16 protein-coding genes are annotated in these 16,211 nt (G+C 64.7%); 12 read left to right on the top strand and 4 right to left on the bottom strand.

Annotated features, from left to right (window positions below):
• Positions 1 to 67 precede the first annotated feature (67 nt).
• The 3 genes from LJ655_RS29235 (at position 68) to LJ655_RS29245 (ending at position 2,337) form a co-directional block, all read left to right on the top strand.
• The gene (locus LJ655_RS29235; protein WP_230564634.1) at positions 68 to 982 is read left to right on the top strand and encodes a glycoside hydrolase family 15 protein; all 915 of its coding nucleotides are present in this window, start codon (positions 68 to 70) and stop codon (positions 980 to 982) included.
• 120 nt (positions 983 to 1,102) lie between these two features.
• Positions 1,103 to 1,813: an MgtC/SapB family protein gene (locus tag LJ655_RS29240; protein ID WP_425605851.1), complete on the top strand. Its 711-nt coding sequence runs from the start codon at positions 1,103 to 1,105 to the stop codon at positions 1,811 to 1,813.
• 320 nt (positions 1,814 to 2,133) lie between these two features.
• A complete protein-coding gene (locus tag LJ655_RS29245) occupies positions 2,134 to 2,337 on the top strand; it encodes a CsbD family protein (RefSeq protein WP_230564635.1) in 204 nt (67 codons plus the stop codon).
• Positions 2,338 to 2,455: 118 nt separating this feature from the next.
• On the opposite strand, the gene LJ655_RS29250 is transcribed toward LJ655_RS29245, so the two are convergent.
• Entirely contained in the window at positions 2,456 to 3,667 is a 1,212-nt protein-coding gene (locus LJ655_RS29250) for an MFS transporter (protein ID WP_230564636.1), read from the bottom strand.
• 161 nt (positions 3,668 to 3,828) lie between these two features.
• On the bottom strand, positions 3,829 to 4,221 hold the full coding sequence (locus LJ655_RS29255) for a DUF3175 domain-containing protein (protein WP_230564650.1): 393 nt from the start codon (positions 4,219 to 4,221) through the stop codon (positions 3,829 to 3,831).
• A 238-nt stretch (positions 4,222 to 4,459) separates the two neighbouring features.
• Here LJ655_RS29255 and ku point away from each other — a divergent pair, with 238 nt between their 5' ends.
• Together ku and ligD are read left to right on the top strand one after the other, a co-directional pair.
• Positions 4,460 to 5,398 carry a non-homologous end joining protein Ku gene (gene ku / locus LJ655_RS29260; RefSeq protein ID WP_230564637.1) on the top strand — a complete coding sequence of 313 codons (939 nt, stop codon included), beginning with the start codon at positions 4,460 to 4,462 and terminating at the stop codon, positions 5,396 to 5,398.
• Between the two features lie 36 nt (positions 5,399 to 5,434).
• Complete coding sequence (ligD, locus tag LJ655_RS29265; protein ID WP_230564638.1) at positions 5,435 to 8,140, top strand: DNA ligase D; 2,706 nt, start codon at positions 5,435 to 5,437, stop codon at positions 8,138 to 8,140.
• A gap of 153 nt (positions 8,141 to 8,293) precedes the next feature.
• On the opposite strand, the gene LJ655_RS29270 is transcribed toward ligD, so the two are convergent.
• Positions 8,294 to 8,665, bottom strand: a complete 372-nt coding sequence (locus LJ655_RS29270) for a DUF3022 domain-containing protein (protein ID WP_230564639.1) — start codon at positions 8,663 to 8,665, stop codon at positions 8,294 to 8,296.
• Between the two features lie 199 nt (positions 8,666 to 8,864).
• Between LJ655_RS29270 and LJ655_RS29275 the strand changes: the two genes are divergently transcribed.
• On the top strand, positions 8,865 to 9,416 hold the full coding sequence (locus LJ655_RS29275; protein ID WP_230564640.1) for a type 1 glutamine amidotransferase domain-containing protein: 552 nt from the start codon (positions 8,865 to 8,867) through the stop codon (positions 9,414 to 9,416).
• Positions 9,417 to 9,642: 226 nt separating this feature from the next.
• On the opposite strand, the gene LJ655_RS29280 is transcribed toward LJ655_RS29275, so the two are convergent.
• A complete protein-coding gene (locus tag LJ655_RS29280) occupies positions 9,643 to 10,743 on the bottom strand; it encodes an NAD(P)-dependent alcohol dehydrogenase (RefSeq protein WP_230564641.1) in 1,101 nt (366 codons plus the stop codon).
• 388 nt (positions 10,744 to 11,131) lie between these two features.
• On the opposite strand from LJ655_RS29280, the gene LJ655_RS29285 reads away from it, so the two are divergent.
• The 6 genes from LJ655_RS29285 to LJ655_RS29310 all read left to right on the top strand — a co-directional run.
• Entirely contained in the window at positions 11,132 to 11,731 is a 600-nt protein-coding gene (locus LJ655_RS29285) for a 2'-5' RNA ligase family protein (protein WP_230564642.1), read from the top strand.
• Positions 11,732 to 12,227: 496 nt separating this feature from the next.
• Positions 12,228 to 12,629 (top strand): DnaJ family domain-containing protein, encoded by a 402-nt coding sequence (locus tag LJ655_RS29290; RefSeq protein ID WP_230564643.1) that lies wholly within the window; start codon positions 12,228 to 12,230, stop codon positions 12,627 to 12,629.
• 155 nt (positions 12,630 to 12,784) lie between these two features.
• Positions 12,785 to 13,318, top strand: coding sequence for a tRNA adenosine(34) deaminase TadA (gene tadA / locus LJ655_RS29295; protein ID WP_230564651.1), 534 nt, complete (start codon positions 12,785 to 12,787; stop codon positions 13,316 to 13,318).
• A 26-nt stretch (positions 13,319 to 13,344) separates the two neighbouring features.
• Entirely contained in the window at positions 13,345 to 14,271 is a 927-nt protein-coding gene (gene ldcA / locus LJ655_RS29300) for a muramoyltetrapeptide carboxypeptidase (protein WP_230564644.1), read from the top strand.
• A gap of 328 nt (positions 14,272 to 14,599) precedes the next feature.
• The gene (locus LJ655_RS29305) at positions 14,600 to 15,313 is read left to right on the top strand and encodes a GntR family transcriptional regulator (protein ID WP_230564645.1); all 714 of its coding nucleotides are present in this window, start codon (positions 14,600 to 14,602) and stop codon (positions 15,311 to 15,313) included.
• A gap of 488 nt (positions 15,314 to 15,801) precedes the next feature.
• Positions 15,802 to 16,211: IS110 family transposase (locus LJ655_RS29310; protein ID WP_230564646.1), on the top strand; the 410-nt coding region annotated here is incomplete at its 3' end.

Raw genomic sequence — 16,211 nt, forward strand, 5'->3', positions numbered from 1 at the left:
TCTCCCCGTTGAGCGGCACGACGCTCGGCATGGCTGCTGTGAGCGTCGCGCCTTTCGCGAGGAGGCGGTGGCATGGCGCGACTGGCTCGTGCGGGCCGTCGCCGGACACCCGAGCGACATGCAGATCGTCTATGCGGTCGACGGTTCGCGGCATATCGCCGAGTGGATCTGCGACTGGCTGCCCGGCTACGAAGGCGCGACCCCGGTACGCTTCGGCAACCTCGCGGTATCGCAAAGCCAGCACGACATCTATGGCGAAGTCATGAATGCGCTGTACGTTGCCCGCCGGCATGGCCTGCCGCCGGATGACGACGTCTGGGAGCTCGAGCGCCGGATGGCGGATCACGTTGGACGGATATGGAGAGAGCCGGACAATGGCTTGTGGGAGCTACGGCGTGAACCGAGGCACTACACGTTGTCGAAGGCGATGTGCTGGGTCGCGCTCGATCGCGCGATCCGTTGTGCGAGGGACTTCGGCGAGGCCTCGCGCGTAGCGCATTGGAAGCATCTTGCCGCACGCCTGCATCGCGATATCTGCCAGCGAGGCTTCAACCGCGCATTGAATTGCTTTACACAATCGTACGGCAGCGATCAGATCGACGCGAGCCTGCTGCTTCTACCTCTGTTTGGGTTCCTGCCCGTCGACGATCCCCGGATTGCCGCTACGGTCGATGCGATCGAGCGAAATCTCATGAAGGACGGACTCGTGCGGCGCTATCGAAGCGAGTTGCCCGAAGGCGCATTCCTCGCATGCAGCCTGTGGCTCGTGCAGATCCGCAAGATGCAGGGCCGCGACGACACGGCAAGGGAACTGTTCGACCGCGTCGTGGCGCTGCGCAACGACGTGGGACTGCTGGCCGAGGAGTACGACACCTCGCTGAACCGGCAGTGCGGCAATTTTCCACTGACGCTGTCGCACGTCGCGTTGATCGGTGCGGCGCATGCGCTCGACGATGTGGACTATCTCGCTCTTCATCGGTGATCCGAGCCGAGCCGCATCCAGTGTCCCGGGGGCACGTTCTCAGGTGGAACGCAGTTTGCGTCATGAAGCCCAGGTCGGTCCCGGCGAGGCTCATCCGGCCGGCGATGCGAGGAGGGCGACATGAGCGTGATGTCCGTGCAACTGCATTGGAGCGACGTGCTCGTTCGCATCGTGCTGGCGCTGGTTGCGGGCGCATTGATCGGGGTCGACCGCAGCGAGGCGGGCAAGACGGCGGGTTTGCGGACGACGATTCTGGTTTGCCTTGCCGCGTGCATCGCGATGCTTCAGGTGAACGCGCTTCTCGGACTGTCCGGCAAGTCTGCCGACTCGTTCGTCAGGCTGGACCTGATGCGCCTGCCACTCGGCATCCTGACGGGCGTCGGCTTCATCGGGGCGGGGGCGGTGTTTCGCCGCGATGGGCTGATAACCGGCGTGACCACCGCAGCCACGTTGTGGTTCGTCACCGTGATCGGACTTTGCATCGGCGGCGGCCAGCTCGTGCTTGGCGTGCTGGGGCTCGGACTCGGATTGATCGTGCTGTGGGCGCTGCAGCCGCTCGAGCACCGTCTGACCCGCGACAAGCGTGCGTGGCTCACGCTTGGCTACGGGCGCGATGCAGCAGGCCGGGACGCGCTGCTGGAACGGCTGCGAGCCGCGGGCTTTGCGTTGGAATGCCGGGGAGTCCGGCAAACGGACGAGGAAGGTGGCGTCGAGGAGCGGCTCGTCGTGAGTTGGCGCGACCGCTCCGATTCCGACGACATGGCGAAGATCCTGAGCGCCGCCACGACCTCGGCCGGGTTGAGATCGGCATGCTGGGCGTCGATCGGCTAGGACCCTGATCGAGCATGTCACCGGATGTCGCGGTGCCTACGGAGCGGGCTGGGGATCATGAACGGGCCGCAGCGGCACACGAGCGCTACCGGGCAGGTACAGAGCTTGCGAAGCACGGGTACGGGCCGCAGGTGCTGCAGCGGCAGCAGGTCCGGACATTGACTGAAAGAGTCATCCCAAGCCGGGGGCATGCGTGCGCTGGAGTAGGTTCAATTCGGGATGCAGAGTATCGATTGTGGCCCTGATCATGCGGACGAGGCATGTAATGGGGCGCCTTCCCGAGGCTTCCGGCAGGATTCAACATCTCAAAGGAGAGTAACGTGAACGAAGACATCACAGCTGGCAAGTGGAAGCAATTGATCGGCAAGGCGAAGGCCGCGTGGGGCGAACTGACGGACGATGACCTCACCCGCGCCGAAGGACGTGCCGAGCGGCTTACCGGGATCATCCAGGAGCGCTACGGCAAGACTCGCGAAGAAGCGCAACAGGAAGTCCGTCGCTTCTTCGATGCAAATCGCGACTAGCTGCGGTAGGGTATTTTCGTCATCGCTCACCCGCTAGCATGATCACCTTCGAGCGCACCGGAGCCGTCATCGAGCGCTGCCGATCGCGTTCCCGACGAAGCCCGGTGCCGGAAGGTGCTCAGCGCCGCAGCGAAGGTTGGCGGCGATCCACCGCGAGTGCGATCGCCGCCAGCACAACCGATATTGCCGAGAACGTCGCATTCGCCCAGAAGTGTCCGGCGAAGCGCGACAGCAACGCGATGCCTACCACCGGCAGCGAATTGCCGGTATAGCAGCACAGCAGATAGGCGGAGAGCAGCTCGGCTCGCCGCTCCGCGGGCGCCATCCTGTTTGCCTCCTGAAGACTGCCGCGAAAGCCGAGCGCACAGGCGACGCCGCAAACTGCCGTCGCCAGGATCAACAATGCGAGCGATCCTGCGGCTTGGGCCCATAGCAGGAGAGCCAGGCTTGGCGGGAGCAGCCACAAACCCGTCCTCATCGCGGCGCGCGCGGCCAGCGCCGACGTTGCGACGACGGTGATTGCGCTGGTGGCGAACAGCTCCGCCACCACAGCGCCGCTCAAGGCGGGGCTGTGCTCGTGCATGCTGTTCTCGAGCAGATTGGGGAGTAGCGCCGCGTAGAATCCGAGCAGCGAAAAGGTGGCGAAGGCCGTGACGGCGGGGGTAATGAACGGCACGCGCAAGTCGGCCGGCACACCGACATGAAAGTCGAGCGACAGTTTCCCGATACTGCGCACGCGCTGTTGCACCGTTTCCCGCGACAGTGCGGTCAGTGCAGCCATGGCGGCGAGGATCGTCAGATAGACCACAAAAACGGTGTGTAGCGGCGCGGGCGCAAACTGCGCGAGCAGACCCGCCAGCAATGCGCCGGCTGCGAGACCGGCAAGATTGATCGCGGCGGCGAGGCGGCTCGCGGGCGCGGCGTCGTTGCCCGGATGCAGCTCGGTGATCCATGCCGTCGCCGTCGCCGCGCCGACGCCGATCGCGAGGCCGCTCGCCGCCCGCGCAACGAAGAGCCATGCGGGACCCGTGGCGAACAGGAATAGCAGGGTGCTCACCATCGCGATCGCAAGCATGAGCAGGCTGACCGGCCGACGGCCCGCCTGGTCTGACACACGGCCGAACAGGAATGTCGCGCCGAGATTGCCGATGACGTAGGCAGCGTAGATGAGCGTCACCATCAGCTCTGACAGCGCGAAAGCGCGCTGATAGAGGGGATACAGCGGGGTGACGAGCGGGCTGCCCGCATAGAGCACGCCAAGCAGGGCGGTCGCCGAAGTCAGCGACGCCTGGCGATCGAGCGTGACGCGCGATTGCAAGCGCGAATCCATGCCTCTCTCCCACAGTGCGCATTGCGCAGGAGCACGCAATCGACATTCCCGCGCTGCACCGACGATGGCGTGCAGAAGCGGCCGACATCATGCCAGGGCCGAGCTTTCGCACATGCTGCCGGGGATGGTTTTCGTCCCGCTCGCGCGGCCACTCCGAGGATTCACCGCGAGCCGCGTCCGAACGCTTCGCGCAGCTTGCGCTTCGCCTGTTGCAGCACGTTGCGCCGTGTCTGGGGCAAATTTCTGCCGGCCCGGTTCACATAAAAGTTCAACATCGACATCGCCGATTGAAACGGCGTGCCCTTGCGCCGCCTGCTTCGCGTAGAAGAACGCTTCAACGACTGCGCGATTTCTTCCGCGCTGCCTGACTTGAAGATGCCCCCCTCGATATCCATCGCGTCGCTGGTTTCCATCACCTGATGCGACCAGCGGTTGGAGCGCTGGCTCGCACTTTTCCGGCTGGGGCGGGCGTGGTCTGCGCGCGCATGGCGTTGACGCGGCGGGCGGCCAGCACGGCGGCGCGTCGAGGGATGAGCGGACTGTGAGCGTGACATGGTGCCCTCGTCTGAATAGGTTTGGCGTTGCGGAAATACTGCGAGCGCGCAATACACATGCCAAAACTGGCTCGCACATGCGCTGCGGCAAGTTCGTCAAAAGCCCAAGGAGCGGCAGGCGCGGGCACCGGTTTTGCTGATTCGACAGAGAGCCGCTGCGCGACGCAGCAACCAGCCGAACCCGACAGTCGCTCGCCGTCGCCGATGAGGGCGCCCGACGAACGTGGCAGGAGGCATCATGACGCGCGCAATCTGGAGGGGGGGCATCAGCTTCGGCCTCGTCTATGTGCCGGTGCAGATTTATCCGGCGACGACGACGCGGCACACGAGCTTCAGTCTGCTCGACAAACACTCGATCGATCCCATTGGCTACCGGCAGATCAACAAGCGCACCGGCAAGGAAGTCGCACGCGAAAACATCGTGCGCGGCTTCGAGTACGAGAAAGGCAAGTACGTCGTGCTTGACGACGACGAGATCCGGGCTGCCAATCCGGAATCGACGCAGACGGTCGACATCCTTGCCTTCGTCGACGCGTCCGAGATTTCCTTTCTTTATCTCGATACGCCTTACTACCTGGTACCCGAGCGCCGCGGCGAGAAAACCTACGCGCTGTTGCGCGATGCGCTTTCCAGTACCGGCAGGATCGGCATTGCGAGCGTCGTGTTGCACAGCAAGCAGCATCTGGCGGCGTTGGTTGCCGCGGGAGGCATGCTGGCGCTCGATACGCTGCGCTGGTCCGACGAGGTCCGTCCGCTCGACGGGCTGCGCCTGCCGGACGAGCGTGCGAGCAAGACTGGCGTGACGGCGCGCGAACTCGACATGGCGAAGAAGCTGATCGACGACATGACGACCGCGTGGAACCCTGACGACTATCACGATACGTTCCACGACAAGATCCTTGCACTCGTGGACAGGAAGATCAGGGAAGGCAAGACCAGGGAGGTCGGCACCATCGAGGCGAGCGCGGCGCCCAGTACGCGGCAGACGGCGGAAATCGTGGATCTGTCGGAACTGCTCAGGCGCAGTCTGGGGCGGCGCAATGCAAAGGGCGGCGAGTCCGCCGGGGACGAAACCGGGCCCGCAGAACTATCGTCCCCGCGAAGCAAGCGCCGCGCGACAAGCAGTGTGCGCCGATCCAGCCAGCGCACGACGTCGCCGCGCAGCCGCCGCGCGTAGTGCCGGCATGCGTGAACGCAACGACGAATTCCGACCATGACGCAAAAACTGGAGACGTACCGGCGCAAGCGCCGCTTCGACGAGACGCCGGAACCGGCAGGCACATCGCGTGGCAGGCGCGCCACCGGGCGCTCGGGCGGCAACGGCAAATCGAATCGCCATGCGCTCTCGTTCGTGATTCAGGAACACGATGCGCGGCGGCTTCATTACGACTTCCGTCTCGAACTGGACGGCGCACTGAAGTCGTGGGCGATCCCGAAAGGGCCGAGCCTCGATCCATCGGTGAAGCGTCTCGCGGTTCACGTCGAGGATCATCCGCTGGAGTACGGATCGTTCGAAGGCGAGATTCCCGCGGGCAACTACGGCGCGGGCACGGTGCTCGTGTGGGACCGTGGCACGTGGGAACCGGCGGACGGCGAACGCGCCGCGCGCGACGCGTATGCGGCCGGCAAACTGAAGTTCCGCCTCGACGGCGAAAAGCTGCACGGTGGCTGGACGCTCGTGAAAAGCCATATGCGCGGCAGCGGCGACAAGGAGCAGTGGCTGCTGATCAAGGAGCGGGACGAAGCGGCCCGCAGCGAAGACGAGTTCGACGTGCTGGCCGAGCGGCCGGGTAGTGTGCTCTCGCATGCACAAAACAACGATGCCCGCAGCAGCGGCAGGCAGGCAAAGCAGAGCGCGGCGAAGCGCAAGACTCGCCCGACAGCGTCGGCGGCCCGTTCGGATAACGGCAAAGCCAGCCGCCCCGACATCGTCGCCACGCGCAATGTGTCGTCGCTGCGCGAGCTGGCGGCATCGCCGTCGATCGAAGGTGCCCTGAAGGCCGCACTGCCGGCTACGCTCAATCCGCAACTCGCGACGCTCGTCGATACGGTGCCGCAAGGCGACGACTGGTCGTATGAAATCAAGTTCGACGGCTACCGGGTGCTCGCGCGTATCGACCGGCGCGCGGCAAAGCAGCCGGTACGCATTTTTACGCGGAACGGACTCGACTGGAGCGCGAAATTTGCCAGGCAATGCGAAGCGCTCGCGCAGCTCGACATCGACTCGGCGTGGATCGACGGCGAAGCAGCGGTGCTCGACGAACACGGCGTGCCGGATTTTCAGGCGCTGCAGAACGCATTCGATGCGAACCGTCCTCAGGACATCGTGCTGTTTCTGTTCGATCTGCCGTGGCTGAACGGCTATGACCTGCGCAAGGTTCCGCTCGTGCAGCGCCGCGCGCTGCTAGGCGCGGTGCTCGAGAACACGGGCAGCGACATGCTGCGCTTTTCGGGGGACTTCGCGATCTCGCCTCACGACCTGCTGCAAAGCGCATGCGACATGGGACTCGAGGGTATCGTCGGCAAGCGGCGCGACAGCCACTACGTGTCGAGACGAAGCCCGGCGTGGATCAAACTGCGCTGCCGCAGACGTCAGGAGTTCGTGATCGGCGGCTATAGCGAGCCGGCCGGAAGCCGCAGCGGATTCGGCGCGCTGCTGCTCGGCGTGTATGACGCAAATCGCCGGCTGCAATACGTGGGGCGCGTCGGCACCGGTTTCGACGAGGCCGCGTTGCGAACCGTGAAGCAGGAACTGGCCGCACGCGAAGTCGGGCAGATGCCGTTCGCGGATGTGCCGCGCGAGCGCAGCCGCACGCCGGTACATTGGGTGAAGCCCGACCTGGTCGCCGAATGCAACTTCGCGCAATGGACCAGCGATGGCATCGTGAGGCAGGCGTCGTTCATCGGCCTGCGCCGCGACAAGCCCGCGCGTGAAATCGTACGGGAGGCGCCCCGGACGGACAGTACGAAGCCGGTCCAACGCGCCGGGAAAATGTCCGGTGAACAGACGGTTGCCGGCCTGAGGATCTCGCATCCGGACCGCATCATCGACAAAGGCACAGGGACGACCAAGCTCGAGCTCGTTCAGTACTACGCGTGGATCGCGCCGCAGATGCTGCCGCATCTGGCGAACCGGCCCGTTGCGCTGGCGCGCGCGCCGGACGGAATCGGCGGCGAGTACTTTTTTCAGAAGCACGGCAGCAGGCTCGCGTTGCCGCACGTCACCCAGCACGAAGGGCTCGACCCGGGGCGCGCGGCACTGTTGACGATCGACAACACCGAGGCACTGATCGGCGCGGCGCAGATGGATGCGATTGAGTTTCATACATGGAACGGCGTGGTGTCGGCGCTGGAGAAACCCGACCGGATGGTGTTCGACCTGGACCCGGACCCCGTTCTTGGATGGGACGCGATGATCGAGGCCGCGCAGCTTACGCGAGACCTGCTTGCGGAGCTGGGTCTCGCGTCGTGGTGCAAGACGAGCGGAGGCAAGGGGCTGCATGTGGTGGTGCCGCTTGCAAAGGCGTTGGGCTGGGACGACGTGAAGACATTCGCGCGGTCGGTCGCGCAGCACATGGCGCGGACGCTGCCCAACCGGTTCAGCGCGAAGATGGGCGAGCAGAATCGCAGGAAGAAGATCTTCGTCGACTATTTGCGCAACAACCGCGGTTCGAGCACGATCGCGGCATTTTCCGCGCGTGCGCGACCGGGCCTCGGTGTGTCGGTACCGCTCGCGTGGGACGAAGTCGAGCATACGGTGAGCGGCGATCAGTGGACGGTCGGCAACCTGCGCGAGCGGCTCGATACGCTGAAGCACGACCCGTGGGCCGGTTATGCGAAGTGCCGGCTGCGCATCACCGTGGAGATGCGCAGGCGCGTCGAATCGTCATCGGGCGAAGAAGACGAGGAGCGCCGGTAGTTACGACTGACCGGAATGACGCCATGACTCGATGACCCGCTCGCCGGTCCGGGCACATGCACCACGGCGAACCCTGTCACGAATGCGAGCCAGCGCGATTCACTCAGGCCCAAGATCATCGGGCCCGCACTCGAGCCGGGCGTCAATGCGGGGTCAGTGGGGCACGTCGAGCAGATCGTCGCCGGGTGCGAGTTCGTCCGAGCAATCGTCACGCTGCGAGCCGTCGGGTCGCGTCGCATCGCAGTGCTCGCGAACGAAGACCCGCAGCCTTCTTTGCACACGCAGCCGCCCGGCAGTATCCATGGCGGCATAGCGGTCTATCTGCTTGCCCGTAAAGCGAACCGTGCACACGCAACGCGAATCGAGCGTCGAGTCGGCATGGCTTTCCGGTACCCACGAAATCTGCATGTAGACGGTCGATCCCTCGTCGTACACGTTGGCGGTCGGCGTCTTGACGGATTTGAATAGATCGACCGTCGCGAGTTGGAGTTCCTCGATGCGTTGGTGCCTGTCGATTCGGATCATGATTCCTTCTGTCGTCGATATCCCTCGCGCAGCAAACTTCAGGCCTTGCTTCGAGTGGGGCCGCGGGGAATGGTCCTTGCGGGACCTGCGTGCGCATGGCGCATCGGGCCACGGCGCGGGCATGCCCGATGCGGACCGCAAGAAAGGACAACGAGGGCGCCTGCCGCGCCCGATTCCCGCACTCGAAAGGAGAACGCAGATGTCTGACACACTGAAGGGATACAAGGTGGCGGTGCTCGCCGTCGATGGTTTCGAGCAGGCTGAACTGTTCGAGCCGAAACGGGCCCTCGCCGAAGCGGGCGCGACGGTCCACGTCGTCTCGGCGAAGCCGGGCACGATCCAGGGCTTCAGGCACGTCGACAAAGGCGACACCGTGGCGGTCGACAGGACCTTCGACGACGCGAGCGCAGCAGACTACGACGCGGTCGTACTGCCGGGGGGCGTGGTGAACGGCGATGCGATCCGCCTGCTGCCGCAGGCGCAGGCTTTCGTTAAGTCCGCAGACGACGCGAAAAAGCCGATCGCGGTGATCTGCCACGGCGGTTGGCTGCCGGTGTCGGCGGGAATCGTCAAGGGACGCACGATGACGAGCTGGCCGAGCCTGCAGGACGATATCCGCAACGCGGGGGGCACGTGGGTCGACCGGGAAGTCGTCGAAGATGGTCATCTGATCACGAGCCGCAAGCCGGACGATCTCCCGGCCTTCAACAAGGCGTTGATAGCTCAACTGTCGAAGCGCAAGGCCAGTTGAGGGGATAGATAGGCGTTCGATCTGCCACGCTTGCCGTTCGCAGCGGAGATGTCCGGGAGGACGCTGTCCGAGCAAGGGCTAGCCTGGCGTCGGGCTGCGCCGATGCACTGATGCAGGCCATGACGACGCTGCGGCCGCAGCGGGTCAGCCTGTGCCAGATCGCCTTGCCGGGAGACCTCAATGAACACCTGGCTTGATCATTGGGAGCGGCGCTACATCGACCGCATCAATGCGGCTTGATCGCCACCTTCAGCACGCCGTCCCGCTGATTCGCGAACAGCTCGTAGGCGGCCACGATGTCATCGAGCTTGTAGTGATGCGTGACTAGTGCGCCCAGGTCGGCGCGGCCCGACTCGATCACGTTCATCAGACGCCTCATGCGCTCTTTTCCGCCAGGGCACAGTGCCGTATTGATCTTGTGATCGCCGAGGCCCGCCGCGAATGCGGCCAGCGGAATCGTCAGATCGGAGGAGTAGACGCCGAGACTCGACAGCGTGCCGCCCGGCTTGAGGATGCGCAACGCCGATTCGAACGTGCTCTGGATGCCGAGCGCTTCGATCGACGAATCCACGCCGCGGCCGCCGGTCACCTTGAGGATCTCGTCGATCACGTCGCAATTCTTGAAGTTCAGCGTGACGTCGGCCCCCATCTTGCGCGCGATCTCCAGACGATGGTCGTTCCCATCCACCGCGATGATCGTGGTCGCCCCCAGCAGGCGGGCACCCGCGGTCGCGCACAGGCCGATCGGCCCTTGCGCGAACACGGCCACCGTATCGCCGATCCGGATGTTGGCGTTCTCCGCGCCCTTGAAGCCGGTCGACATGATGTCGGGACACATCAGCACCTGCTCGTCGCTCAAGCCGTCGGGGACCGGCGCGAGGTTCGCTTGCGCGTCGGGCACCAGCACGTATTCGGCCTGGGTGCCATCGATCAGGTTGCCGAATCGCCAGCCCGCAGTCGCCTTGTAGCCGTGGCAGCCGCACTGGCCTTTGGCGATCAGATAGCTGCCGTCCTGCGATGGGACGCCGTCTTGCGCCGCATACGAATTGAAATTGGGGCAGATCGCACCGGCGATCACGCGCTGGCCTTCCTCGTAGCCGCTCACCGCGCTGCCGAGCTTTTCGATCACGCCAACCGGTTCGTGGCCGATCGTCAGGCCTTTGGCGACCGGATACTCGCCTTTCAGAATGTGCACATCGGTGCCGCAGATCGTGGTGGTCGTGATGCGCACCAGCGCATCGTTGGCGCCCACCTCGGGCATGGGCTTGTCGGCGAGCTCGATACGGCCCGGTTCGACGAATACGGCGGCTTTCATCATGGCGCTCACGACTGTCTCCTTCCGTTCAGGTCAATCCAAACTCAAAGGGAGCTCGCGCGGGGTTCCGCAGGTTGGCCGCGACGATCGCATTCGCGATCATGCGTCTTGACTCGACAGGCAACGCCGACGAGAAAGCGCGATGCCACTTTAAAGTAGCAGAAGTTTGGCAATCCGCAGAACATCCGGGAAAAATGACGCCACTGTGTTACCGGGCGCGAACATCGGATCGGTGAGGCTGCGTCCCGCGATGTTCGCGAGCACCATCACGCGGCGACGTGAAAAACTGATCCGGCGCGCCGGGCATTCTCTAGTGATGCTGCATGAACATACACTGTCATGGCTGCAACGGGTCGCCTGTGCGGATCGGCAGAAGGAATCAGCGAGGGAACGAGGCGCGATGCCGGAACAACTGTGGTTGCCTAAGCTCGAAACGCGGTCCCCACCCACCGACGGGCTCTTTTTTGCGGTCTATCCCGACGCCAACACCGCGGCCGGTATCGCGAAGCTCGCTCAGCAGCTTTGCGTCGAGGCACAGGCGCGCAGCCGCGTGCGCGGCAAACCGCTTGCTGTGGACCGCTTGCACGTGACGCTCAGGCATCTCGGGAACTTCGCGGGCGGCCTGCCTGCGGATGTGGTCGAGGCAGCGAAGCGGGCGGCGGCGTTGGTCAGCATGGCGCCGTTTACAGTCGAATTCGATGCGGTGGCGAGCTTCGCGAAAAGGCCACGCCCCGGGCCGGTGGTGCTGGTCGGCGAGCACAGTGTGCGGGGCCTGCATGCGCTTCACGATGCGCTCGAAGCGGGGTTGGAGGCGGGCGGCATCGAGCCGGACGCACGCTTTACGCCGCACCTGACGCTGGCGTACGGGCTGCCGTGGATCGGGCGCCGCCCGGCCGAGCCGGTATGCTGGAACGTGCGGGAGTTTGCGCTGATGCACAGTTTGCTTGGGCAATCCAGGCATATCGTGCTCGCGCGCTGGCCGCTGGTGGGCCAGCGCTAAAGAGGCGGAGGCGTCGAACTCGCGTGTGTTGCGCAAGCCGCCGGCTAGAACCGCACGCTCGTCCCGCAGCCGCCGGCAAAGGCGCCGCCACTTGCCGCCGCGCCACCGCAAAAAACGCCACAACCGGAAAGCAGCACCGTCGCGGCAATCGCTGCCAATGCGGCACGCTTGCTCAAGCGCCGCGGGGCGTGAGGGCCGCGCCTCATCGGCTGCGCGGCGCGGAGCGGTTGCGGACTCGCGACGGGAAAAGCACGGCGGTGATCGATCGGCTCGAAGGACATCGCGGCATCAACTTCGACGAGTGGAAAACGTCCGCATGCCGCGCTGCCTGGGCGACGCGCGCATGGTGCGACTTGATGACTTACTCTAAGTCCACGCCGAAGCACCGTCAAATGCCGAATAGTCGGCGAATCGGCGAGTATTTGCTGTCCAATGAGCGCTGAACACCCCTGCGCTCCCTGATAGAATGCTCGGGCCGCAACGTAGTGGATTGCAAATGAAATTGCTTGATGCGCTTGTCGAACAGCGTATTGCCGCCGCGGCCGCGCGCGGAGAGTTCGACGACTTGCCGGGTGCGGGTGCGCCGCTCCCCCTGGACGACGATGCGATGGTGCCGCCAGAGGTGCGCGTCGCCAACCGGATTCTGAAAAACGCGGGCTTCGTGCCGCCCGCCGTCGAGCAGCTGCGCGCGTTGCGCGACCTGCAAACGGAGCTGAATGCCGTGAGCGATCAGGCAACCCGTTGCCGTCTCCAGGCGCGCATGCTTGCGCTCGATATGGCGCTCGAATCGCTGCGCGGCGGCCCGCTGGTCCTGCCGCGCGAATATTGCCGCCGGATCGCCGAACGTCTGTCCGAGCGCGTCGGCAATGTCGATGCGCCCGGTGCGGGTTCGCAGTGAGCGAGCCGACCGTGTCTGCCGCCTCGGTTGGCTTGCCGGCGCAGGTCGAGGATGGCGAGAAATCCGTTGGTACTGGCATCGGCGCGGTTTCCTCGCCCGCTGCGGATCACGCTACGGCCAAAGCCCCCACGCCTGCCGAAAATCCCGGACCTTCCATCGTCTCCGAACGTGATCTGCGCTTCATGACGCTCGCCCAGGCGGCCGCCGAAGAAGCGCGCGCAGCCGGCGAAGTACCGGTCGGGGCGGTGCTCGTGCGCGGCGACGAAGTCATCGCGAGAGGCTTCAACCATCCGATCGGCGCGCACGATCCGTCCGCGCATGCCGAAATGGTCGCGCTGCGCGCCGCCGCGCAATCGCTCCGAAACTACCGTCTGCCGGGCTGCGAACTCTATGTGACGCTCGAGCCTTGCCTCATGTGCGCCGGTGCGATCATGCACGCGCGCATCGCACGCGTCGTGTTTGGCGCGCGCGATCCGAAAACCGGTGCGTGCGGCAGCGTCGTCGATGCATTCGCAAACCCTCGACTGAACCATCACACAACGGTCAACGGCGGCGTCCTCGAAGCCGAATGCGGCGCAGCGCTCAGTTCGTTTTTCGCCGAGCGGCGTCGCGCGAGTCGCGAAGCGCGCGCGGCAGCACACGGCGAGACGGCTGAAGGCAACGAACCGCCCCCAAACACTCGGCTATAAAACAACAACATTCAACGGGTCTCGCCATGACCGCTCCTCGTACCATCGAACTGATCGCGCCGTCCGGCTATCCGCATGATCCGGAGGTGCTGCGTCGCGCATTGCATCGGCTGCGTGCGCAGGGGCATCGTGTCGACGGGGAGGAGGCCGCGACGCGCCGCTATCAGCGCTTCGCCGGCACCGATGGCGAGCGCGCGGCCGATCTGAACCGGCTCGCCGATCCGTCGCGCGACTTGCCCGATATCGTGCTGGCCGTGCGCGGCGGCTACGGCGCGGTGCGGATCCTGCACGGTCTCGACTATGACGGGCTGCAGCGGCGGCTGGCCGATCAGCCGATCGCGCTGGTCGGCCACAGCGACTTCACCGCGATCCAGTTGGCGCTGCTCGCGCGCGCCGGCGTGAAGACCTTCAGCGGCCCGATGCTGATGAGCGATTTCGGCGCCGAGGAGCTCAGCGAATTCACGATGCAGCATTTCTGGTCGGCGTTGACCCAGCCGACCATCACCGTCACGAGCGACACGCCGCAGGCGCACAACGTCGACGTATCGGGCACGCTGTGGGGCGGCAATCTGGCGGTGGTGGCGTCGCTGGTCGGCACGCCGTACATGCCGCCGGTGAAAGGAGGGATTTTGTTTGTCGAGGACGTCAACGAGCAGCCGTTCCGCATCGAGCGCATGATCTATCAGCTGCATCTGGCCGGCATCCTCGCGCAGCAGCAGGCGCTCGTGCTCGGCGATTTCTCCGGCGGCAAGCCCTACGCGTACGACAACGGCTACGACCTGCATGCGATGATCGAGCAGGTGCGCTCGCTGATCGGCATTCCGGTCGTGACGGGACTCCAGTTCGGGCACGTTCACGACATGCTGACATTGCCGGTCGGTGCGCACGCGCGTCTGGTCGCCAATGCGCATGGATTCAGGCTGACGGCGTCGGGCTATCCGAGTCTTGGCTGAAGCGTGCGTGAGCGGGGCAGGAGCGGGCAAATAGAGCGGGCAGATAGCCCGCTCTATTTTGTACTGGTGACGCAACTAACTGTCAGTGTTTCAAGCCTCGCTCCGTTCCACACCTGTCGCCAATGTTCTAGGTTTTTGTTGACAAAAACCTGCCAGCAAGCGGATCTTGTCCTGTCCGGACGGGTAAGTTTCCCATCGAACCGCCGCCCAGCCTGGTGTGCAGGCGGACCCACCGCATCGCAGCACAAAAACTGTCAAAGATCGACGCAAAGATTGTTGACAATCTTTGTGTCCATCCTATGATGACCAGCATACCGAGGCGCACATCATGTCCGACACAGAATCCGTCGCGAACAGTTCGAAGCCCGAAGCAATCGCCGAGCGTATCCGGGCGGCGATCCTCGAGCACCGGCTGGCGCCCGGCGCGAAGCTCACTGAAGCTCAGTTATGCGAAGTATTCGCCGTGAAGCGCGGTCCGATCCGTCAGGCGCTCTCGCAACTGGCGGGGGAGCGGCTCGTCGATCTCGAACCGAATCGCGGGGCGTTCGTCGCGAGTCCGTCGTTGCAGGAGGTGCATGAGGTGTTCGAAATGCGCCGCATCATCGAGCTGGCCGTCGTCGAAAAGATCTGTAGCGGACACGGCATGCGGCGCTTGAAGAACATCGGCAGCATGCTCGGCCGGGAACGCAAGGCGTTCGAAACGCGGGATTTCCCAGCGTGGATCCGGCTGTCGGGCGAGTTTCATACGGAGCTCGCGAATCTGACCGGTAACACGGTGTTGTGCGATTGCCTGAACGGACTGGTCGCGCGCTCCACGCTGATTTCCGCGCTATACGAGTCGCTCGGACGCAGCCCGTGCTCGTTCGAAGACCACGAAGCGATTCTCGCCGCGCTCGACGCCGGCGATGCGAAGCAGGCCGCAGCGCTGATGTCGCGCCATCTGCAAAGTGTCGAGTTGAAGATGCTGGAGCGCCCCGCGCGCGGGGCAGCGGACCTGCACGAAGTATTCGGCGCGCTTGCGCCGAAAGAAACATCCACGTAGACAGCCGAAGCCGGCACCACCCCCAGGCTGAGGCAAGCAGCAGGCGAGCGCCCGTTCGTGGTGCGAGCCGCACTGAATTGCACTGAACCGATCGATGCACGGCCGGGCGGCCTCGCGCGAGCGCCGCCGGCCTGAACACGCACGTCCGTCGCGAGACGACGGACTGGGGGCAGCGACGTATCGCCGCAAATCCGCGCGGGCTGGCGGTGCGATCACCCCAAGTCCATCCATACGGAGAGACGCGCGGCACGGCCGGCAACCACGACGCCGATTTCTTCACCCGCGCAGGCCGGGAAACGAGCAACTGGCATGGCCGATGCAGTGTCCGTCGATGCTTTATCGACGGCCCCTATCCACAGGAGAATTGAAGTGAACGCGTCCCACCCGAAACCGTGAGAGCAGAGGAAGGGGTGGATCCTCACGGGCCGACGGCATCGAAGTGCCCAGGTGGAAAATGCACGCATTTCCCGGCAACCGGAGGATCCACGATGAACAGTATCGCAGTGGGCGTAGACATCGCCAAGCACGTATTCCAGGTGCATTACGTCGATCAGGTAACCGGAGAGATCGTCAACAAGCCGCTCAAGCGCGGGAAGTTCCTCGAGCACTTCGCGAACCGTTCGCGGTGCCTGATCGGGATGGAAGCGTGCGGCGGAGCGCACCACTGGGCGCGGCACCTGACGCAGTTGGGTCACGAGGTCAGGCTGATGCCGGCGGAATTCGTGAAGGCGTTCAACATCCGCAACAAGAACGATGCGGCGGACGCGCGCGCGAATTGGCTGGCGGTGCAGCAGCCGGGCAAGCCGGTGGCGGTGAAGACGGAAATGCAGCAGGCGATGCTGGCGCTGCACCGGATGCGCGAGCAGTTGGTGAAATTCCGCACGATGCAGAGCAACGG

This window comes from Paraburkholderia translucens (assembly GCF_020881035.1).
GTDB lineage: Bacteria > Pseudomonadota > Gammaproteobacteria > Burkholderiales > Burkholderiaceae > Paraburkholderia > Paraburkholderia translucens.

What these genes read in the sequence shown, in the direction of transcription:
- LJ655_RS29255 (WP_230564650.1), bottom strand. Translation starts at nt 4,221, where the DNA reads ATGTCACGCTCACAGTCCGCTCATCCCTCGACGCGCCGCCGTGCTGGC.
- ldcA (WP_230564644.1), top strand. Translation starts at nt 13,345, where the DNA reads ATGACCGCTCCTCGTACCATCGAACTGATCGCGCCGTCCGGCTATCCG.
- LJ655_RS29275 (WP_230564640.1), top strand. Translation starts at nt 8,865, where the DNA reads ATGTCTGACACACTGAAGGGATACAAGGTGGCGGTGCTCGCCGTCGAT.
- ku (WP_230564637.1), top strand. Translation starts at nt 4,460, where the DNA reads ATGACGCGCGCAATCTGGAGGGGGGGCATCAGCTTCGGCCTCGTCTAT.
- LJ655_RS29250 (WP_230564636.1), bottom strand. Translation starts at nt 3,667, where the DNA reads ATGGATTCGCGCTTGCAATCGCGCGTCACGCTCGATCGCCAGGCGTCG.
- LJ655_RS29270 (WP_230564639.1), bottom strand. Translation starts at nt 8,665, where the DNA reads ATGATCCGAATCGACAGGCACCAACGCATCGAGGAACTCCAACTCGCG.
- LJ655_RS29240 (WP_425605851.1), top strand. Translation starts at nt 1,103, where the DNA reads ATGAGCGTGATGTCCGTGCAACTGCATTGGAGCGACGTGCTCGTTCGC.
- LJ655_RS29305 (WP_230564645.1), top strand. Translation starts at nt 14,600, where the DNA reads ATGTCCGACACAGAATCCGTCGCGAACAGTTCGAAGCCCGAAGCAATC.
- LJ655_RS29290 (WP_230564643.1), top strand. Translation starts at nt 12,228, where the DNA reads ATGAAATTGCTTGATGCGCTTGTCGAACAGCGTATTGCCGCCGCGGCC.
- ligD (WP_230564638.1), top strand. Translation starts at nt 5,435, where the DNA reads ATGACGCAAAAACTGGAGACGTACCGGCGCAAGCGCCGCTTCGACGAG.
- LJ655_RS29285 (WP_230564642.1), top strand. Translation starts at nt 11,132, where the DNA reads ATGCCGGAACAACTGTGGTTGCCTAAGCTCGAAACGCGGTCCCCACCC.